Source organism: Micromonospora sp. NPDC005220 (assembly GCF_040607895.1).
Classification (GTDB): Bacteria; Actinomycetota; Actinomycetes; order Mycobacteriales; family Micromonosporaceae; genus Micromonospora.
Genome location: NZ_JBEXHP010000103.1, coordinates 1 through 19,650 on the forward strand (window position 1 = coordinate 1; position 19,650 = coordinate 19,650).

The 19,650-nt window shown below is 72.5% G+C and carries 16 protein-coding genes; 7 read left to right on the top strand and 9 right to left on the bottom strand.

The annotated features are described in order from the left end of the window. The 3 genes from ABZU52_RS26435 to ABZU52_RS26445 form a co-directional block, all read right to left on the bottom strand. A partial coding sequence (locus tag ABZU52_RS26435) for a bifunctional cytidylyltransferase/SDR family oxidoreductase (RefSeq protein ID WP_354973667.1) occupies positions 1 to 1,582 on the bottom strand: 1,582 nt, incomplete at its 3' end. Between the two features lie 145 nt (positions 1,583 to 1,727). Beyond that, the gene (locus tag ABZU52_RS26440) at positions 1,728 to 2,504 is read right to left on the bottom strand and encodes an ABC transporter ATP-binding protein (protein ID WP_354973680.1); all 777 of its coding nucleotides are present in this window, start codon (positions 2,502 to 2,504) and stop codon (positions 1,728 to 1,730) included. Between the two features lie 34 nt (positions 2,505 to 2,538). Next, complete coding sequence (locus tag ABZU52_RS26445) at positions 2,539 to 3,435, bottom strand: ABC transporter permease (RefSeq protein ID WP_354973668.1); 897 nt, start codon at positions 3,433 to 3,435, stop codon at positions 2,539 to 2,541. A 180-nt stretch (positions 3,436 to 3,615) separates the two neighbouring features. Between ABZU52_RS26445 and ABZU52_RS26450 the strand changes: the two genes are divergently transcribed. From ABZU52_RS26450 to ABZU52_RS26460, 3 genes are all read left to right on the top strand, one after another. Then, positions 3,616 to 4,254 carry a TetR/AcrR family transcriptional regulator gene (locus ABZU52_RS26450; protein WP_354973669.1) on the top strand — a complete coding sequence of 213 codons (639 nt, stop codon included), beginning with the start codon at positions 3,616 to 3,618 and terminating at the stop codon, positions 4,252 to 4,254. A 125-nt stretch (positions 4,255 to 4,379) separates the two neighbouring features. Then, the gene (locus ABZU52_RS26455) at positions 4,380 to 6,524 is read left to right on the top strand and encodes a DUF6077 domain-containing protein (RefSeq protein ID WP_354973670.1); all 2,145 of its coding nucleotides are present in this window, start codon (positions 4,380 to 4,382) and stop codon (positions 6,522 to 6,524) included. 227 nt (positions 6,525 to 6,751) lie between these two features. After that, the gene (locus tag ABZU52_RS26460; protein ID WP_354973671.1) at positions 6,752 to 8,509 is read left to right on the top strand and encodes a CDP-glycerol glycerophosphotransferase family protein; all 1,758 of its coding nucleotides are present in this window, start codon (positions 6,752 to 6,754) and stop codon (positions 8,507 to 8,509) included. Positions 8,510 to 8,599: 90 nt separating this feature from the next. On the opposite strand, the gene ABZU52_RS26465 is transcribed toward ABZU52_RS26460, so the two are convergent. Beyond that, complete coding sequence (locus ABZU52_RS26465; protein WP_354973672.1) at positions 8,600 to 8,938, bottom strand: DUF952 domain-containing protein; 339 nt, start codon at positions 8,936 to 8,938, stop codon at positions 8,600 to 8,602. 113 nt (positions 8,939 to 9,051) lie between these two features. On the opposite strand from ABZU52_RS26465, the gene ABZU52_RS26470 reads away from it, so the two are divergent. From ABZU52_RS26470 to ABZU52_RS26480, 3 genes are all read left to right on the top strand, one after another. Next, positions 9,052 to 9,363 carry a hypothetical protein gene (locus ABZU52_RS26470; protein WP_354973673.1) on the top strand — a complete coding sequence of 104 codons (312 nt, stop codon included), beginning with the start codon at positions 9,052 to 9,054 and terminating at the stop codon, positions 9,361 to 9,363. 179 nt (positions 9,364 to 9,542) lie between these two features. Then, a complete protein-coding gene (locus ABZU52_RS26475; RefSeq protein WP_091401433.1) occupies positions 9,543 to 10,199 on the top strand; it encodes a response regulator transcription factor in 657 nt (218 codons plus the stop codon). Between the two features lie 9 nt (positions 10,200 to 10,208). Beyond that, positions 10,209 to 11,639, top strand: a complete 1,431-nt coding sequence (locus tag ABZU52_RS26480) for a HAMP domain-containing sensor histidine kinase (RefSeq protein ID WP_354973674.1) — start codon at positions 10,209 to 10,211, stop codon at positions 11,637 to 11,639. Between the two features lie 10 nt (positions 11,640 to 11,649). Here the strand turns inward: ABZU52_RS26480 and ABZU52_RS26485 are convergent, their stop codons facing one another. The 4 genes from ABZU52_RS26485 to ABZU52_RS26500 form a co-directional block, all read right to left on the bottom strand. Continuing rightward, the gene (locus ABZU52_RS26485) at positions 11,650 to 12,606 is read right to left on the bottom strand and encodes a TAXI family TRAP transporter solute-binding subunit (RefSeq protein WP_354973675.1); all 957 of its coding nucleotides are present in this window, start codon (positions 12,604 to 12,606) and stop codon (positions 11,650 to 11,652) included. Then, positions 12,594 to 13,304 (bottom strand): hypothetical protein, encoded by a 711-nt coding sequence (locus ABZU52_RS26490; protein ID WP_354973676.1) that lies wholly within the window; start codon positions 13,302 to 13,304, stop codon positions 12,594 to 12,596. The genes ABZU52_RS26485 and ABZU52_RS26490 overlap by 13 nt, the downstream gene beginning before the upstream one ends. Positions 13,305 to 13,410: 106 nt before the next feature. Next, positions 13,411 to 14,208 (bottom strand): peroxide stress protein YaaA, encoded by a 798-nt coding sequence (yaaA, locus tag ABZU52_RS26495; protein WP_354973677.1) that lies wholly within the window; start codon positions 14,206 to 14,208, stop codon positions 13,411 to 13,413. A 65-nt stretch (positions 14,209 to 14,273) separates the two neighbouring features. Continuing rightward, positions 14,274 to 15,959 (bottom strand): hypothetical protein, encoded by a 1,686-nt coding sequence (locus ABZU52_RS26500; protein WP_354973678.1) that lies wholly within the window; start codon positions 15,957 to 15,959, stop codon positions 14,274 to 14,276. A gap of 193 nt (positions 15,960 to 16,152) precedes the next feature. Here ABZU52_RS26500 and ABZU52_RS26505 point away from each other — a divergent pair, with 193 nt between their 5' ends. Further along, positions 16,153 to 17,193, top strand: coding sequence for a phosphatase domain-containing protein (locus ABZU52_RS26505; RefSeq protein WP_354973681.1), 1,041 nt, complete (start codon positions 16,153 to 16,155; stop codon positions 17,191 to 17,193). 107 nt (positions 17,194 to 17,300) lie between these two features. Here the strand turns inward: ABZU52_RS26505 and glgB are convergent, their stop codons facing one another. After that, a complete protein-coding gene (glgB, locus tag ABZU52_RS26510) occupies positions 17,301 to 19,403 on the bottom strand; it encodes a 1,4-alpha-glucan branching protein GlgB (protein ID WP_354973679.1) in 2,103 nt (700 codons plus the stop codon). Between the last annotated feature and the right edge of the window lie 247 nt (positions 19,404 to 19,650).

The following is a 19,650-nucleotide window of genomic DNA, read 5'->3' on the forward strand; positions in this document are numbered from 1 at the left end:
CTCCAGCAGGGCCTCCGCGGCCGCCCGGTTGGGCGTTCGGTGGGGGCCCCCGCGGCGGTGGGCGTTTTTTGGGGGCCGACGCGCCGCCGCGCGCGCCGACCCGCCCCGACCCGGACTGCGCCGGCACGGTCGGCGTAGGCCCGTCGCCGGGCGCCCGGCGTACGTCGATCACCTGACCGGTCAGGTCGGAGATCAGCACGTCCAGCGACGACTGGGCGACGGCCTCCGCGGCGAGCAGGGTGTGCTCCGGCTCCTCACCGAAGGCCCGCGTCCGCATCGGGGTGGCGGTGCGCTCCGGGTTGATGCAGTTGACGCGGACGCCGACGTCGGCCCACTCGTCGGCGAGCGCCTGGGTGAGGTTGACCAGGGCGGCCTTGGTGGCCGAGTAGAGCGCGTAGCGGGCCCGGCCCCGGGTGTAGGAGCTGGAGGTGTAGAGCAGCAGCTGACCCTTGGTCTGCTGGAGGTACGGCAGGGCCTGGCGGGCGATGGTCACCGGGCCGACGAAGTTGACCTGGAGCACCCGGTCCATCGTCTCCTCGTCCATCTCGGCGAGGGCGCCTCTCTCCAGGATGCCGGCGGTGACCACCACGTGGTCGATCCGGCCGGTGGCCTCGAAGGCGGTGGTCAGCGCGGCCTCGACGTCCTCGGCCCGCTCCACGTGCGTGCCGGTGCTGGAACGGCTGAACGGGAAGACCTGGGCGCCGTAGCGCCGGGCCAGCTCGGTCAACTCGTGCCCGATGCCGTAGCTGCCGCCGAAGACCACGATGGTCCGGCCGGTCAGCTCCTCGCTGTAGCTGCGGTGGTCGGTCAGCCGGGGTGCCTGCGCCGCGGCGAGCTGGAAGAGCTTGTCCGCCAGGTGCACGTCGACCGGGTGGGTGACCTTGATGTTCTCGTCCGAACCGTCGATCACCTTGATCGGGGTGCCGGGAAGGTAGCGCAGCACCACACCGCAGTCGTCGGTGGCGGCGAAGTCCGGGTCGTCCTCGGCGATCCGGTACGCCTCCCGGATGGTGGGGGAGCGGAACGCCTGCGGGGTCTGGCCCCGGCGCAGCCGGGAGCGCACCGGGATGTCGGTGATGCAGTCGTTCTCGTCGACCTGGATGATCGTGTCCGCGGAGGGGATGGCCACGTCCACGGCGTCGTAGCTCCAGAGCGCGTTGACGCACTCGCGCACGATCCGGCCGCTGAGCAGCGGGCGTACCGCGTCGTGGAAGAGAATGTTGCAGTCTTCCGGGCCGACCGCGTCCAACGCGATCCGGGTGGTGGCGTTGCGCGTGTCGCCGCCCTCGATCACCTTGGTGACCTTGCGCAGGCCGGCCTTCTCGACGATCTGCCGGGCGTCGTCGACGTGGCCGCTGGCCATCAGCACGATGATCTCGTCGATCTCCGGCGCCGCCTCGAAGACCGCCAGGGTGTGCTCGATGATCGGCTTACCGGCGATCTTCAGCAGCTGCTTCGGGATGCCGAGGCCCAGTCGGGTCCCGGTGCCTCCGGCCAGGACCACCGCCACTGTCCGCGAGGGCCGCCACGGCGTCGGGGTCTCCGTTTCGGCGTCCGGGCCAGTGGTCTGGTCCTGCGTCATTGCCGGATCCTCACTCTCAGGGATGCGTTAACGGAAGGTTCCGCCCGAGCGGCGACGGAATGAACCTTAACGCGCGGACCGCGTCGCCCCAACGCGGGCGACGCGGTCCTCAGGTGCCGTGTCGATGCGGACGTTCGCCGGAACTCTACTTGCTGTTCGCGTACGCCTCGTACGCACGAATGACCTCGTCGGTCGGGCCGTCCATCCGGATGAGGCCCGATTCCAGCCAGATTGTCCGTTCGCAGGTGTCCCGGACCGAGGAGAGCTGGTGGCTGACCAGGAACACCGTCCCCGCGCCCTCCCGCAGCTCGCGCACCCGCTGCTCGCTGCGCTTGCGGAAGCCCTTGTCGCCGGTGGCCAGCGCCTCGTCGATGAGCAGCACGTCGTGCTTCTTGGCGGCGGCGATGGAGAACCGCAGCCGGGCCGCCATGCCGGACGAGTACGTCCGCATCGGCAGGCTGGCGAAGTCACCCCGCTCGTTGATCCCGGAGAAGTCGATGATCCCGGCGGCCTGCTTGGCCACGTCGTCGGGGTGCATGCCCATGGCCAGGCAGCCGAGGACGACGTTGCGCTCACCGGAGAGGTCGTTGAGCAGGGCGGCGTTCACGCCCAGCAGCGACGGCTGGCCCTGGGTGTGGATGGCGCCCCGGTTGACCGGCAACAGGCCGGCGATGGCCCGCAGGATGGTCGACTTGCCGGAGCCGTTGCTGCCGATCAGCCCGATCGCCTCGCCGCGGTACGCGGTGAAGGAGACGCCCTTGACCGCGTGCACCTCCCGGACGTTCGGCGCGTGGGTGCGCTTGACCAGCCGGCGCAGCGCGGCCACCGGCGTGGTGCCACCGGCGGCGCCCTGGTGCACCCGGTAGATGATGTGCGCGTCGTCCACGACCACGGTCGGGATGCGCTCCTGCGTCCGGGTCATCGTGGCGCTCGCCTCGGGGGCGGCGTCGAAGTGCTCAACCACGGCCGTACTCCTGTTCGCCGCGCCAGAAGTAGATGAAACCGCCGATGCCGGCCACCAGCGCCCAACCGGCGCCGACCAGCCAGAGCTGGGTCAGCGACTCGTTGAGCAGCGGTGCCTCCTCCAGCAGCGTGTACCGGGCCAGCTCGATGTAGACCAGCAGCGGGTTGTACTGCACAAGCGTCGTCGCCCAGCCGGGCAGCCGGTCGAAGAGGCTGACGCTGTAGAGGACGCCGGAGCCGTACATCCAGGTGCGCATGATGAACGGCATGACCTGCTTCAGGTCGCTCGACTTGGAGCCCAGCCGGGCCACCAGCAGCACCACGCCGGCGTTGAACACCGCCTGCAGCAGCAGCGCCGGCACCAGCATCAACCACTTCCAGGTGAGCGGCTCGCCGGTGACCAGCACGATGCCGACCAGTACCACCATCGAGGCCAGCAGTTGCTGGAACTGGGTGATCGTGGTGGACAGCGGCAGGCTGGCCCGGGGGAAGTGCAGCGCCCGGATCAGCCCCAGGTTGCTGCTGATCGACTGGGTGCCGGCCAGGACCGCGCTCTGGGTGAAGTTGAAGATGAACAGCCCGGTGGTCAGGTAGGCGATGAAGTTCGGGATCTTGTCGTTCTGCGCCAGCACCACCCCGAAGATCAGGTAGTAGACCGCCGCGTTGGTCAGCGGGGTGAGCACCTGCCAGAGCTGACCCAGCTTGGCGTTGCTGTACGAGGCGACGAGCTTGGCGTTGGCGTACGCGGCGATGAAGTGCCGGTAGGCCCATAGTCGGCGGCTGTACTCGACGAGACTGGGTCGCTCGCCGGCGACCCGTAGCCCGTGCCGAGCGGCCAGCTGCGCCTGGGTCAGGCCCGTGTCGGGGTCGACCAGCGCGGTGGTGGCCATGGAAATGGCGCTCCGATCTTTCGTGCAGACGGGGGTTGCTCGCGACGATCGAATCCTAGTGGGAAATATGCGCGGGGCGCCGCCTCGTCGCTGCCAGGACAGTAGTCCGAAACACGTCGGGACGCAACCGTACCGTCGTTGCGCTACGCTATCCGGCGTGACCTGCGATAAGAGCCCTCGATGACGACCGAGAAGAGGCGGGCGCCGGCCGGCGCCGCGGTGCTGCGCGACGAGATCACCACGGCCATCCGCCGGGCGCTGATGCAGGAGCTCGCCGCGGTCGGCTACGGCCGGCTCTCCATCGAGGCGGTGGCCCGACGGGCCGGCGTCAGCAAGACGGCGATCTACCGCAGGTGGAGCTCGAAGCTCGACCTGGTGCTGGAGATCGTCGCCGCCGCGGCCCACGGCAAGCTCCCCGCACTGGACACCGGCACACTGCGCGGAGATCTCACGCTGCTGTTCCAGGCGGTCGCACACGCGCTCCGGCACCCACTGGCGTCGCAGATCATCCCGGACCTGCTGGCCGAGGCCGCCCGCAACCCCAGCATCGACACGACCCTGCGTCAGGTGCTGCACGCCCGGCAGCAGGAGATCGGCGGTCGCCTGGTCACCCGGGCCGTGCGGCGTGGCGAGCTGCCCGCCGACACCGAGCCGGACGCCGCCATCGACCTCATCGTGGGCCCGCTCTACTGGCGGCTCGCCATCGCCCGTCTCCCGCTCACCGACGGTTACCTCGACAACCTGGTCGAAGCCGTGGCGGCCGGGCTCGGCGCCGACAGCGTCCTGCCCGGTCCCCGGGCGGCCCCGATGTCGGGTTGACCAGCACCCCGACACCCGCCCGCCGGTAGCAACTGTCCCCCTGCCCGATTCCGCTACGCTGCCCCCTTGACACCCGGCCGGCACCGTACCGATGCCCCTCATCCGCCTGACGAGTAAGGACGCCCGTGGCCAACGTCGACAGCATCGCCGTAGCGCCCGCCGAACCGGATCCGACGCCGCGGACCGGACCGGCATCCCGGCCCGCCAACACGCGCGCGGGGCTGGCCCGGGTACGCGCGCTGGTGGCCGCCGCCCCGGCGATTCTCACCGATGGCGCCGTGATCGCGTTCGCGCTCTTCACCGTGCTCTACCACCTGGCGTTCCTGGGTGACCTGCGTCCGTCGGTGACCTTCCGGATCTGGCTGCTGTGCTGTGTGGTGCTCGCGGTCGTGGCCGTGCTGCGCGCCCGCCGCCGCGCCGGCGCGCCGACCGACAGCGCCCCGGCCGACAGCGCCCCGGCCGACAGCGCCCCGGCCGACAGCGCGCCGGCCGCTCAGCAGGAGCCGGTCAGCGCACGGCCCGCCGATCGTCGGCTGCTGATCGGGGTCCTGGTCGCCGCCGCCGTGGCCGCCGTCTCCGCCGGACTGGCCGGTACCAGCGTCAACCTCACCTGGTGGATTCCGGCCGTGGCCGGTCTGCTCGCGGCCGTCGGCGGGCTCCTGCTGGTACGCCAGGCCTGGCTGAGCGGCCCCGCGCCCACCCCGGCCGCCCCGGCGCCCACCGCGGCGCAGACGGCGTACGCGCTGGTCGTCTCGGCCCTGGTCGGCATCTCCTCGTTCTTCATGGCCCGCAACACCCCGGACGACGTCTACTACGTCGGCAAGTCGGTGTGGATCGCCGAGCGTGACCTGATCCCGCTCAACGACTTCCTGTTCTCCGAGAACGTGCTGCCGGCCATGGGCTCGCAGCCACCCATCCCGTCGATCGAGGTCTTCGACGGCGCGTTCGCCAACGTCGTCGGCATCCACGCCAGCTCGGCCCTCTGGTACGTGCTGCTACCGATCATGGCGGTGCTCGCGGCGCTGGCGCTCTGGCGGCTGACCCACCGGTGGGCCCCGCGCCGGCCGCTGCTCGCCTTCACCGTGGCGATCGCGTACCTGTACCTCGTCGCCGGTGACGACGCCGCGCTGGGCACGTTCCACCTGCTCCGGCTGCACGAGGGCAAGGGCATCTTCGTCTCGGCGGTCATCCCGCTGATGTGGCTCTACCTGACCGAGTGGTTCGACAACCGGACGCGGCGCAGCCTGGTGCTCATCGTGGCGCTCTCGATCACCGCGATCGGGCTCACCAACACCGCGGCGATCATCCTCCCGATGCTGGTCGGCGCCGCCGGCTTCGCCATGCTGCTGGTCGGCCGGTGGAAGGCGGCCGTCGTCGCGGCGGTCGCCGCCCTCGCGTACCCGATCGGCTCGCTGGTGGTCTCCCGCCTGCTGCTCGGCGGGATGACCGCGACCGGCGCGGACGACGCCTTCTTCAACGCGGCGTACACCTACAAGCGGACCCTGCTGTTCGGTGTGGTCGGGGTGATCAGCGGTCTCGCGCTGTGGTGCGGGGCGTTGCTGGCCCGTCGGCGTACGCCCGCGCTGCTCGCCGCCGGCGCCGCCCTGGCGTTGAGCGTGTTGTTCGTGCCCGGGGTGCTGGAGTTGCTGAGCGCGTTGAGCGGCATCTCGGTGGTGCTCTGGCGGGTGCCGTGGCTGCTCGCCCTGCCGACGCTGATCGGCCTGCTCTGCACCGTGCGCGTGCCGGCGCCGACAGTGGCGCTGCGTCGGGCGGCGTCCGGGGGGATCGCGGTGCTGCTGGTCGCCGCGTTCGCGCTGTTCGCCACCCCGATGTGGTCCGCGAAGAGCTGGGTCGAGGTGCACCCCCGCCCCACCTGGAAGCTCCCGCAGCAGCGTCAGGCGATCTCGTTCTGGATCAAGGGTCTGGACCGCCCGCAGGGCCTGCTACTCGCCCCGAAGACGATCATGCGCACCACGCCGATCATCACCAGCGAGGTCCGGGTTGTCCTGCCCCGCGACTTCTACCTGGTCGAATACGACCTCAACTCCCAGTTCGCCAAGGACCGACTGCTGCTCGCCGACTTCGCGGACGGCACCGCCAGCCCGACGCCGGCCGAGCTGACGCCAGCACTGGACCGTCTCGACGTGGGCACCATCTGCGTCTACAACGGCAACCGGTACGCCCGCGACACCGCGCCGCAGCTGGGCTACCAGGAGTTCGCCGCGCGTAAGGCGCCCGGTGCGATGACCTGCTTCGGGCGGGCCGACTGAGCGCTCTTGCCGCACCGGGCACCCGGCCCGATGGTGGGCCGGGCGCGTCCAGGTACGGAACTTTGCCCGAAATGGTGCCGGATACCCGAGCGACACCGAGCTGTCCCCTCGCGTTAAGGTCGCAGTCAAACGCAGCCGGCCGCGATTGAGCCGCTGCGCGACGGGGGAGTGACGTCGGTCCATCACGGGCACCGCCCGCAACGAAATCTTGTAGGGAGCGAAATCGTTTGTTCGGCACGTTGACAGGACGCCTCGGAGTGGCCGCCCAGAGTGCGCTACTGGTACTGGCCTACCTGGTCATGCTCGTCGGCGGCGTATTCGGTTGGGTCGGCCTGTTCGCCGTCGCCGGGCTGGCCGCCATCATCGGTGAGTTCGCCGTCGCCCGCTGGTCGCCGTCGTCGCAGCTGCTGTTGGAGAAGGTGGGCCTGCACTGGTCGTACCGACAGCTGACCCGCGACCTCGCCGCTGTGTTGCTGGTCGCCGCCGAGGTGCGGCTCAACGGCGGCGAGCTGACCCTGCTGCTCGTGCTGCCGGCCGTGGTGTGGGTGGTGTCGGTCTTCGCCGGTGCGCTGTCCACCATGATCGAGCGTCGTAACCCGCTCTCCGCCATGGTGCGCAACATCGAGCTGGGTCCACTGTCCAGCGCCCCCCAGCCGCCCGCCTGGGCGGCGGCGGTCGCCGGTGACCGGATGCCCCTGCTCAACCTGGTACTGGTGCCGGCCGCCGTGGCCGCCGCCGTGCAGCACGATCCGACGCCGTTCTTCGCGTCCAGCGCGGTGGCGGCCGTCGCGACCGGTCTGGTGGGCGCCATCATCGCGCTGACCTGGCTCCGCGGTCGCGGCTCGGGGCAGGGTCCGCTGCTGCCGGCGGTCCAGCGGTGGCTGGACAACTACCGGCCGGAGGTGGCGCTCTACTTCGCCGGCCCCGCCAAGGACGTCTACCAGGCGAACATGTGGCTCGCCCCGACCGAGGCGCTGCAGCAGCGCGCGGTGGTGCTGATGCGCAGCCGGGAGGCGTTTCTGGAGCTGGCCGACAGCCGGCTGCCGGTGATCTGCGTACCGGCCGGGGTCGACTTCATGAACCTCGACCTCGGTGGCATCCGCGCGGCGCTCTACTCCGCCAACGTCGGCGCGAACATCCACATGCTCCGCGAGCCGGGTACGAAGCACGTCTTCGTCGGGCACGGCGACAGCGACAAGCAGGCCAGCGTCAACCCCTACAGCAAGGTGTACGACGAGGTCTGGGTCGCCGGTCTGGCCGGCCGGGAGCGCTACGCGCGCGCCGGTGTGGGGGTGCTCGACTCGGACATCGTCGAGATCGGCCGGCCGCAGCTCGCCGGGGTGCACACCTTCGGCGCCGAGTCGGTGGACCGGCCGTTCACTGTGCTCTACGCGCCCACCTGGGAGGGCTGGCTCGACGACGACCCGTACCACACCTCGCTGGTGCTGATGGGTGAGCGGATCGTCAAGGGGCTGATCGCCACGAACCCCCGGGTCCGCCTGATCTACAAGCCACACCCGCTCACCGGGTCGCGGTCGAAGGCGGCGAAGGCCGTGCACGACCGGGTCGTCACGGCGATCCGCGCTGCCGGCGGCACCCCGGACGCGTCCTCGCTGGACGGCACCGCGCACCTGGTGGTCACCGGCCGCACGCCGGCGCTGTTCGACTGCTTCAACCAGACCGACCTGCTGATCAGCGACGTGTCCAGTGTGGTCTCCGACTTCGTGCAGAGCCAGCGGCCGTACGTGGTGGCCAACCCGGCCGGCCTGTCGGAGGACGAGTTCCGCCGCGAGTACCCGACGGCTCGGGCCGCGTACCTGCTCTCCAAGGACTGCGGCGAGCTGGAGAAGATCGTGACGGTGACCCGGGCCGGTGACGACCCGATGACCGAGGCCCGCCGGGACCTGAAGACCTACCTGCTCGGCCCCGCCGAGGCGAACCCGATGGACCGGTTCCAGGAGGAGATCGACCGGCTCTGCCGCTGAGCCCCTGCCTCCACGGCATCACGCGCCCGGCCCGACACCGTCGGGTCGGGCGCGGCCGTTTCAGCCCTGGCCGTTTCAGCCCCGACCGGGTCAGCCCAGCAGGGCGGCCACCGCGTCGGCGACCGGTACATCCGCCGGCAACGCCCGCGCCGCCACCACCGCCGCGACCGGCAGCGGGCCGTACACGTGCGGGAAGAGCTGTCCGCCGCGCGACGGCTCCCACCGCAGCGCGTCACCCAGTCGCTCCTCCTCGACGCTGAGCAGTGTCAACCCGGTCGCCCCGGTGAAGTACCGCCGCGCCGTCTCGACTACCTGGTCGCCGCCGGAGAGGTGGATGAACCCGTCCTGCCGGTCCACCGCGGAGCCGGTGAAGCCGCCGGCGGCGAGGGCGTCGTCCCATTCCGCGCTCGACAGCAGTTTGTAGATCACCACAGCAGCGTACGGGGCCGCCGTCGGCGCGCACGCCCGGTTTTCGCCGGTACCGCCGCGCCCGTCGCCTCCCGCCGGGCATGCTCAGGTCAACGGCCGCGGAGGGATGGGCGATGCAGAGCTACGACGATGACTGGACCGACAGCCAGCGCGCGCTGTACGACGAGTGCTACCAGGCCGGCGGCGAGTGGGCCGAGGACCCGGACACTCCGTCCGACGACGTACAGCACGTGATCAACCTGGCCGAGGCGGACGATGACGCCTTCCAGGACGCCGAGATCGACTATCCGCCCCTGGTCGACGCGGTCACCCAGGCCAGCGGGGTCACCGTCACCAGCGTGCCGGCCAGCCACGAGGACCCGGGCTTCCGCGGGTTCACCGACGGCGTCCGGGACGCCGTCGCCGACGACGTCTTCGGCCTTTAGGGCGTGGGTCGATGCCCCTGGCCGGCCGCCGCCTGGACTCCGCCTCGGCTCGACCGAGGACTTCGACCCACGCCCTAAGCGGCCGGTAGCCCGCCCGACGACGGGCGGGCGGCCTCCCGGTCCGCGCGCGCTTCTGCCACCATTCGCAGAACAGCGCTGCGACGGACGGGGGGGCACGGGTGCGGATCCTGCTGGTGGAGGACGACCGCCGGGTGGCCGCTGCGCTGTCCTCCGCCCTCACCCGCCGGGGGTACGAGGTCGAGCACGCCGCCACCGTCGCCGCCGCGCTCTCCGCCGCCCCCTGCGACCTGGTGCTGCTCGACCTGACCCTGCCCGATGGGGACGGCACCGACCTGTGCCGGGAGCTGCGTCGACGCAGCAGTCAGCTGGGCATCATCGCGGTGACCGCCCGGGGTGAGGAACGGGACCGGGTGCTGGGTCTGCGCCTCGGCGCGGACGACTACGTGGTCAAGCCGTTCTCGATGGTGGAGTTGCAGGCCCGGATCGAGGCGGTGCTGCGCCGCGCCGCGAACGCCGCGCCCGAGCGGCACCTCATCGAGGCCGGGCCGGTCCGCATCGACGTGGCCGCGCGGACGGTGACCGTGGACGGCCGTGCCGTCACGTTGACCCGCAAGGAGTTCGACGTGCTCCTCTCGCTGGCCCGCCAGCCCGGGGTGGCGGTGCCCCGCGATCGGATCCTGCTCGACGCCTGGGGCACCACCTGGGCCGACCGGCACACCGTCGAGGTGCACGTCGGGTCGCTGCGCGGCAAGCTCGGCGACGCCCGCCTGGTGGAGACCGTGCGCGGCGTCGGCTACCGGCTGCGCGACGCGTGAGGAGCTGACGTGCGCCGCCGCCTGGTGATCAGCTATCTGCTGCTGATGGTCCTCGTCCTCATCGCGTTGGAGACCCCACTGGCCGCCACCATGGCCAGCCGCGAGACCGAACGGGTCCGCGCCGACCGGCTCGCCGACGCCACCCGGTTCGCCTCGCTGGCCGGGCCGGCGTTGCGCGACGGTGGGCCCGGCCCGATCGAGTCGGAGCTGACCAGCTACGACGACCTGTACGGAATCGTCGCCGCGATCGTCGACCGGGACCGGAACACTCCGGTCTCGTCGCCGAGGTGGCAACCCAGCCCGGGGACCACGGCGGTGCTGGACGTCGCGCTGTCCGGGCAGCAGACCAGCGCCCCCGAGTCGGTCTGGCCCTGGACGACCGACCCGGTGGTGGTGGCGGTGCCGATCAACGACGGAGGTGAGGTGCTCGGCGCGGTGGTGATCGTGACCCCGGCCGGCCCGATCCGCCGAGCTGTGGTGGCGTGGTGGCTGCTGCTCGCCCTGGCCGGTCTGCTCGCCGTGCTGGCCTGCGTGCTCACCGCGTTCGGGCTGGCCGGTTGGGTGCTGCGCCCGGTCACCGAACTGGACGCGGTCACCCACGAGATCGCCGAGGGCGACCGGGGCGCCCGGGTGCAGCACCGGCTGGGGCCGCCGGAGCTGCGCCGCCTCGCGGCCAGCTTCAACCACATGGCCGACGTGGTCTCCGACGTGATGGACCGGCAGCGTGCCTTCGTCGCGCACGCCAGCCACCAACTGCGCAACCCGTTGACCGCGCTGCGGCTGCGGGTGGAGGAGTTGGGACCCAGCCTCACTGACCCGGACGGTCGGTCCGAGCACCGACTGGCCCTGGAGGAGACCGACCGGCTCGCGTTGGTGCTCGACGCGCTGCTCACCCTGGCTCGGGCCGAACGGGAGGAGAACGAGCGCGTCACTGTGGACGCCGCCGCGGTGGCCGCCTCCCGGGTCGCGGCGTGGGCGCCGCTGGCCCGGCACCGGTCGGTCGCGTTGCGGCTGGCCGCGACCGACGCCCCGGCGTACGCCCAGACCGTGCCGACCGCCGTGGACCAGGCGTTGGACGCGCTCATCGACAACGCGGTGAAGTTCAGCGGGGCGGGCGGGACGGTGACGGTGACGGTGTCCCGCCGAGACGGCGGGGTGGCGCTGGAGGTACGCGACTCCGGCCCCGGCATGACCGAGAGTCAGCTCGGCCAGGCGACCGAGCGGTTCTGGCGGGCCCCGGACGCGCAGAACGTGGACGGTGCGGGGCTCGGCCTGACCATCGCCGCCGTGCTTGTCGACGCGTCGGACGGGCGGCTCACCATGCGTCCGGGGGAGTCGCGGGGGCTGGTCGCCGCCCTGTGGTTCCCGACGCCAGCCGCTGCCGTGCAGCCGGCGGAGGAGGAACCGGTCACCGACCTGCGACCCTCCCCGGCGCGGTGAGGCCCGGTCGTCACGGTTTGGTGGCGCGGTACCAGGCGGCGGCGCCCGGGTGCAGCGCCAGCGGCGCGGTGACGATCGCCGAGCGCGGGCTCATCCGTCCCGCCGCCGGATGGGCGGCGGCCAGCTCGGCCCGGCGTTCCATCAGCAGCCGGGTCACGTCACGCACCAACGGCTCCGGCAGGTTGGCCCGGACGATCAGGTAGTTCGGGTCGGCCACCGTGGTCACCGCGTCCACTCCGTACACCGAGCGGGGGATGTCCCGGGAGACGTAGACCTGGCCGTAGCGCGAGCGCAGCGGCTCGGTCCACTCGCTGAGGTCCACGATCCGGATGGCGCTGGCCTCGGCCAACTCCTCGATGCCCCGGACCGGCAGCCCGCCGGAGAAGAAGAACGCGTCGATCCGCCCGGAGCGCAGCGCCGTCACCGAATTGTCCAGACCGAGCCGTTCGCGGCGTACCTCCTGGCCACCGAGGCGGGCCACCTCCAGCAGCCGGGTCGCGGTGATCTCGGTGCCCGAGCCGGGGGCGCCGACGGAGACCCGCCGGCCGCGCAGGTCGGCGACCGTACGGACCGGGCCGCCGCTGGTGGTGACCAGGTGCAGTTGGTCGTCGTACACCCGGGCGACGGCGTCGACAGCGGGGCGGTCCGCGGTGCTGGTCGGCAGCACGTCGGCCTGGGTGAAGCCCAGCTCGGCCCCGCCGGAGCCGACCAGTTGGACGTTCTCCGCCGAGGCCGCGGTGATCACCACGCTGGCCCGTACGTCGGGAAGTTCCCGGTTCAGGATGGCCGCCAGGGATTGTCCGAACGCGTAGTAGACCGCGGTGGGGCTGCCGGTGGCGATCCGGATCGACATCGGCTCGGTCGGGGTGTCCCGGCAGCTGGCGACGGCCAGGTTCGCGACCAGCAGCACCGTCGACAGGGCGGCCAGGCCGGCGCGGCCGGACGAGGTACGACTCACGCGGTGCACTGTGCGCCGTCGGACCGGTGCGCGCAAGCCCGGGTCAGCGGGCCGCGCGCCGGCTCCAACGCCGCGCTGCGCAGGATCCGCTGCCGGTCCGGGCCGTCGGCCACGCTGACCAGGAAGCAGCCGGTGCCGGGGCGGAGCCGGGCCGGCACGTCGAGCACGGCCGCGCCCCGGATCAGCACCGCGGCCAACTCCCGGTCGGTGAGCCGGACACCGAGGATGTGCCGGCGGACGTGCCGCCCGGCGGCCAGCAGCGCCGAGCGCCAGGCCGCCTCGGCCAGCCGGGTCACCAACCGCCGGCGGGCCGGCGAGGCACCGGGCAGCGGCCCGCCGAGCAGCTCACGCCGCCCCTGCCACCAGCCCGCGTCCAACATCCGGGTGTACGCGCCCTGGTGCTCCCGGGGCACCCAGAGCCGGTGCAGCTCGTAGCGGCGGCGCAGGCCGCCGACGGCCACCTCGTGGGTGACCGGGATGTCCAGCCGGGCGAGCAGTTGCCGCATCCGCTGCGCGGCGTCCTCCCGGTTGAACTCCACCCCGGGCGTGTGCGCGGCGCGTACCGCGCTGGGCCGGGCGGCGGTCGGCGGCGGTGTGCACCGCAGCAGGCAGGCAGCCTCGAACGCGTCGCCCAGGGTCAACCAGCCCAGCGGGGCTGGGGGCGTCGGGGAGTGCGGCCGGTCGAGCAGGGCGGGTTCGCGAGTCAACGGAGGCTCCCTTGCCGGAGTCTGGGTTGCCTTACCGTGGCCCCTGCCACGCCGTTACGGAACTCCTCCGGCCCAGCCTTGAGCAAATCTTGCGGCTGCCGGGCCGCTACAGGTCGGTGACCACCAGATCCACCTGCCGTACCCGGCCGGCGGCGGTGGTCTGCTCCAGCACCGTGTGCTTCAACTCCCGCAGGGTGCCCACCAGCTCCGCGGCCGTGCGCGGCCGGGCTCCGGCGACGAGCAGGTCACGGACCAGCCGGCCCTTGGTCGCCTTGTTGAAGTGGCTCACCACCGAGCGGACCGGCACCCCGTCGACCTCCCGCTCGTGCAGCACCCGCACGGTGACCGTCCGTTCGGCCAGCTCACCGCGGGGCGTCCAGGTGGCGGCGTACGCGCCGGAGCGCAGGTCCAGCACCGGGCCGCGCCCGGCGGCGACGTCCACCGCCGGCGTCAGCTCCCTGCGCCAGTACGTCGACAGCGCCCCCACGTCGGGCAGGCGGGCGCCGATCGGGCAGCGGTACGGCGGGATCCGGTCGGCCAGCCGGACCGCGCCCCACAACCCGGAGCTGATCAGGATCGACCGGCGGGCCGCCCGCTGCGCCGTGGCCGGCAGGGAGGCCAGGTCCAGCGCCTCGTAGAGCACCCCGGTGTAGAGCCGCTCAGCCGGAGCGGTGGCCGCCTCCCGCAGTCGGGCGTTGCGCCGCAGCTCGCCCCGCTGGCCCTCGCTGAGGCCGAGCGCCGCCCGCGCGGCCTCCTCGTCCGGCCCGGCGCTCAGCGCCACCAGGGCGTCCAGCACCCGCTCCCGGGCCGGGTTCAGCTCGGGCAGCGAGAGTCGGTCCGGGGCCCAGCGCCGTCCGGTGCCGGCGTCGGCCTTCCCCTCCGAGGGCGGCAGCAGAATGAGCATGGGTCTCCTCGACGGGCGAAACGGCGGCGCCCCACGCGCCGGCCCGGCCAGCGTACGACCAGCCCCTACCGCCAGGGCCGCACCGGGGTGTCGGGGTGGTACACGCGATAGCCGCCGACCTCCCGCACCGGCGCGGCGTCACCCCGGTCGGCGAGCAGCCGCCGCAACCGCCGGTCCATTGGCGAGTCGACAACCACCACGTAGCCCGGCCGCTCGGCCCGCCCCACCTGCCGCCAGTACGGTCGGTAGCGGTTCTGCCCGGGGGACAGGTCCCCGTCGAGCACCCCGCAAATCACCGACTCATCCGTGTTGAAGATCAACCGGTTGCAGGTCCAGTAGTCCCCGTACACCTCGTGGGGTCCGTCGGCGCGCAGCGCGGCGGCCAACTCCCGGGCCTGCCGCTCCTCGGTCCGCGACGCCGCGGTGCCGGTGGCCACGAAGAGCACTGTGACCACCAGCATGGTCACGGTCAGCGCGGCCAGTACGGCGGCGGAGAGCGCGCCGGTGAGTCGCCCCAGCACGCTGCTGGTGCCCCGCCAGGCGGTCAGCGCCGCCACCCAGAGCGGCCAGAGCACCGCCGGCAGCGACAGTTGCAGCACCGACAGGTAGCGGGCGTTGTCCAGCGGGCTGGTCGCGGCGAGCGGGCTGCGCACGTACGACAGCACTGTCAACGCCGCGCCGGCGACCAGCGCGAGCTGCACGACCGGCCCGACCCGCTCGGCACGCAACCCTCCGGGCCTTTGCTCTGCACCCGCGGACGCGACCCCGGCGCGTTCGACCCGCTCCGCGCCCGGCACCCCGGCCGCCCGACGGTACGCGAGCACCGCGAGTGCCGCGCCGGCCACCAGCAGCACCGGGTACAGCAAACCGAACCACTGTTGCCAGCGCCCGCAGCCGTCCACCGGACAGAGCCCGTGCGCCAACGGCACCCCTTCCAGCAGGCCGCCCCGGATCCGGTCGGACCACTGCGGCAGCGGCCCTTCCTTGGTGCTGACCTCCCGGAACACCGACAGCGAGTCGTCACCGGGCCCGGCCCGCAGGTTGTCAACGATCATCGGTGCCACGCCGACGACCACCCCCGCCACCAGCAGCAGGCCGGGCCAGCCGAGCAGTTCCCGCCGCACGGCCCACACCAGGGCCAGCCCGGCCACCGCGAGGTACGGCAGGATCAGCCAGTCCGACCAGGCGGCCACCCCGACGAGCAGCCCGAACAGGCCGACCGCGAGCCGTCGGTGGCGGACCGTGCCGGCGGCCAACCCCACGGTGATCAGCAGCATCAGCAGCACCGCCGGCTTCACCTCCGGCCGTCCACCGACGACGGTGAGCTGATCGCGCACCACCCGCTCCGGCCCGAGTGCCAGCAGACCCACCACGAAGGCGGCGAACCACGGGGTGCAGACCCGGCGCGTCAGCCGGTGGATCAGATAGAGGAAGACCGCGTACAGCGCGAGCATCGGCAACCGCAGCACCGGCCAGCTCGGCCCGGCCACCGCCACCAGGGGAGCGGCCAGGTACGACTCCAGCATCCCCATGTAGTGCTGGCCGTAGAGGAAGACCGGGTGTTCCCGCCCCTGCCCGATGTGCAGCGCGGCGAGACCGAAGGTCGCCTCGTCGCTGTTCGACACCGGCACCGTGAACAGCGTCAGGACCAGCCGGTAGCCGACACCGACGAGCCCGAACAGCAGCGCGACGAGCGCCGGCCGGTCGAGTCGCGGGCGCCATCGCCCGCGGTGCTCCTCTGGATGCGACACGACCAACGCCCCCGTCGTCGTCCCGACCGGAGTGTTTCACGTTCGGCCTGGCCGCCGAGGTGGATCGGCGCAGCCGGGCCGGGTCTGCTCGGCTCGACGGTGGCCGGATCGGCTGCACGGGGGCCGGGCCGGATCGGCGCAGCCGGGGTCGGCTCGCGTGGCCGTGGCCCTCGACGTGTGGCAGGGTTGGCGGGTGCCACCCACTCCCGCCGGCCAACTGGCCGTTCCGAACCTGCACCGGGCTGCGCGGATCGAGGACGCCGTGCACCAGCTCGTCGAGCGTCGGCTGCGGCGTACCGGCTGGCGGGTCAACATCGTCGCGTACACCGGCTACGGGGCGCCGGGGTGGGTGCGGGTGATGTGTCGGGTGCTGCTGGGCCGTCCGGACACCCGCCAGCGGGGTCGGCTGGACAAGGTCCGCGGCTGGCGCAGCTTCGCGACGCTGCCCAACAAGCACGTCACGGTGACCATTGAGGCCGGCGGGGTGCGGCACGAGACGCAGGCCGACCGCAGCGGCTTCGTCGACACCCTGGTCGAGGCGGACCTGCCGCCCGGGTGGGGCACGGTCCGGCTCAGCGTCCCGGACGCCGAGCCGGTCGACGCCCCGGTGCGCATCCTCGACCCGGAGGTCAAGTTCGGCATCATCTCCGACATCGACGACACGGTGATGGTGACCGCGCTGCCCCGGCCGCTGCTCGCCGCATGGAACACGTTCGTGCTCGACGAGCACGCCCGCAACGCCGTGCCCGGCATGGCAGTGCTCTACGAACGGCTGGTCACCGCGCACCCCGGCGCGCCGGTCTTCTATCTGTCCACCGGTGCGTGGAACGTGGCGCCCACGCTGACCCGCTTCCTGTCCCGGCACCTCTACCCGGCCGGGCCGCTGCTGCTCACCGACTGGGGCCCGACCGCCGACCGCTGGTTCCGCAGCGGCATGGAACACAAGCGCTCCACCCTTGCCCGGCTGGCCAAGGAGTTCCCCGACGTGCGCTGGCTGCTGGTCGGCGACGACGGCCAGCACGACCAGGAGATCTACCGGGAGTTCGCCGCCGCCCACCCGGAGAACGTCGCGGGGGTGGCGATCCGCCGGCTCTCCCCGACCCAGTCGGTGCTGGCCGGCACCCTGCCCGCCCCGGCCGGCCGCCCGTCGTCGGGGCCGGTGGGCCAGAAGTGGCTCTCCGCCCCGGACGGCGCCGGCCTGTGGCAACTGCTCCGCGACGCCGGCCTGGTCTGACCACGCCCCTCGCCGTGGGGTGCCGCACCTTGATCAAGTGATGAAAAGTAGGTCAGAAGCGACCCTGGCGCCTACTTCTCATCACTTGATCAAGGCGAACGCACCGATCAGCTGCGGCGGAGCCAGACGGCGCCCAGCGGCGGCACCTGGAGCGCCGCCGACGCCACCATCCCGTGCCACGGCACGTCCTCGGCCCGCACCTCGCCCAGGTTGCCCACCCCCGACCCGCCGTAGTGGTGGGCGTCGGTGTTGAGCACCTCGGTCCACGTCCCGCCGGCCGGCAGGCCGATCCGGTAGTCGTGCAGCGGCTGGGCGGAGAAGTTCGCCACGCAGACCAGCGTCGAGCCGTCCGGGGCGATCCGGACGAACGACACGGTGTTGTTGGCGACGTCGTCGCCGGCGATCCAGCGGAAGCCCGCCGGCTCGGTGTCCTGTGCCCAGAGCGCCGGGGTGTCCCGGTAGACCCGGTTGAGGTCACCGACGAGCCGTTGCACACCGGCGCGGGCCGGGTCGTGCAGCAGGTACCAGTCGAGGCCGCGCTCCTCGCTCCACTCCCGGTCGTCGGCCAGCTCTGAGCCCATGAAGAGCAACTGCTTGCCGGGGTGCGCCCACATGTACGCCAGCAGGGCCCGCACGTTCGCCAGCCGCTGCCAGGTGTCGCCGGGCATCTTGCCGGCGAGTGAGCCCTTGCCGTGCACCACCTCGTCGTGGCTGATCGGCAGCACGTAGTTCTCGCTCCAGGCGTACGCCAGGGAGAAGGTGAGCTGGTGGTGGTGGTGCTGGCGGTAGATCGGGTCCTTCGAGGTGTAGAGCAGGGTGTCGTGCATCCAGCCCATGTTCCACTTGAAGCCGAAGCCCAGCCCGCCCTCGGCGGTGGGGCGGGTGACCCCCGGCCAGGCGGTGGACTCCTCGGCGATCATGACGACGCCGGCATGGTGCTTGTAGACGGTCGCGTTCACCTCCTGGAGGAACGCGATGGCCTCCAGGTTCTCCCGACCGCCGTACTGGTTGGGAGCCCACTGCCCGTGCTCACGGGAGTAGTCCAGGTAGAGCATCGAGGCGACCGCGTCGACCCGCAGCCCGTCGACGTGGAACTGGTCGCACCAGTAGAGCGCGTTGGCGACCAGGAAGTTGCGGACCTCGTTGCGGCCGAAGTCGAAGACGTACGTGCCCCAGTCGGGGTGCTCCCCGCGCCGCGGGTCGGGGTGTTCGTAGAGCGGGGTGCCGTCGAACCGGGCCAGGGCCCACTCGTCCTTGGGGAAGTGCGCGGGCACCCAGTCCAGGAGTACGCCGATGCCTGCGGCGTGCAGCCGGTCGACGAGGTGGCGGAACTCGTCCGGGTCGCCGAACCGGGAGGTCGGCGCGTAGTAGCCGGTCACCTGGTAGCCCCAGGAGCCGCCGAACGGGTGCTCCATCACCGGCAGGAACTCCACATGCGTGAAGCCCAGCTCGGTGACGTACGCGGTGAGCTGATCGGCCAGCTCGCGGTAGCTCAGGCCGGGCCGCCACGAGCCGAGGTGCACCTCGTACACGCTCATCGGCTCCTGGTGCGGCTGCCGCTCGGCCCGCCGGGCCAGCCAGTCCGCGTCGTTCCACCGGTACGTCGAGTGGTGCACCACCGAGGCGGTGGCCGGCGGCACCTCGGCGTACGCGGCCATGGGGTCGGCCTTGTCCCGCCACTGCCCGTCGGCGCCGAGCACCCGGTACTTGTAGCGGGCTCCGACCCGGGCGTTGGGGACGAACAGCTCCCACACCCCGCTGGAGCCGAGGGACCGCATCGGCCAGCCGTCGTCGGGGCCCCAGCCGGTGAAGTCGCCGACCACCCGGACGCCCTGGGCGTTGGGCGCCCAGACGCTGAACGCCACGCCCTCGTCGAAGACCCGGGCGCCGAGCGCCTCCCACAGTCGCTCGTGCCGGCCTTCGCGGATCAGGTGCAGGTCCAGCTCGCCGAGGGTCGGCGGGTAGCGGTACGGGTCGTCGTGCGCGGTACCGTCGACCTCCACCCGGTAGTCGAGCACGACGCCGTCGACCTGCGCCTCGAAGACGCCCACGTCGTGCACCCGCTTCATCGGGTGCCGCTCGTCCCCGACGAGCAGCACCACGTCGCCGGCACCCCGGCGCATGGTGCGGATCGTCGTCGACGAGTCGGCGGGGTGCGCGCCGAGCAACGCGTGCGGGTCGTGCGTCGCGCCGGAGATCAGCTGGTCCATCGGTCGTCCTTCGGGGCGGCGTCGGTCGGTGCGGAGGCGGATGGGCGGGACTTGGCCGAGCGGGCGGCGGCCGAGCGGGCAGCGGCCGAGCGGGGTGGGGACGGACGGGGAACGGCCGGACGACCCGCGGACGAAGCCGGCGCCGACCCCGTGCCAGCGCCGGTCGCGGCGGGGCCTGTCGTCGAGCCAGCACCGCCTGTCGTGCTGGGGCCCGCCGTCGAGCCAGCGCCCGCCGCCGAGCCAGCGC

Coding starts and splice junctions, on each gene's coding strand:
- ABZU52_RS26440 (WP_354973680.1), bottom strand. CDS start 2,504: ATGACCCGGACGCAGGAGCGCATCCCGACCGTGGTCGTGGACGACGCG.
- ABZU52_RS26445 (WP_354973668.1), bottom strand. CDS start 3,435: ATGGCCACCACCGCGCTGGTCGACCCCGACACGGGCCTGACCCAGGCG.
- ABZU52_RS26450 (WP_354973669.1), top strand. CDS start 3,616: ATGACGACCGAGAAGAGGCGGGCGCCGGCCGGCGCCGCGGTGCTGCGC.
- ABZU52_RS26470 (WP_354973673.1), top strand. CDS start 9,052: ATGCAGAGCTACGACGATGACTGGACCGACAGCCAGCGCGCGCTGTAC.
- yaaA (WP_354973677.1), bottom strand. CDS start 14,208: ATGCTCATTCTGCTGCCGCCCTCGGAGGGGAAGGCCGACGCCGGCACC.
- glgB (WP_354973679.1), bottom strand. CDS start 19,403: ATGGACCAGCTGATCTCCGGCGCGACGCACGACCCGCACGCGTTGCTC.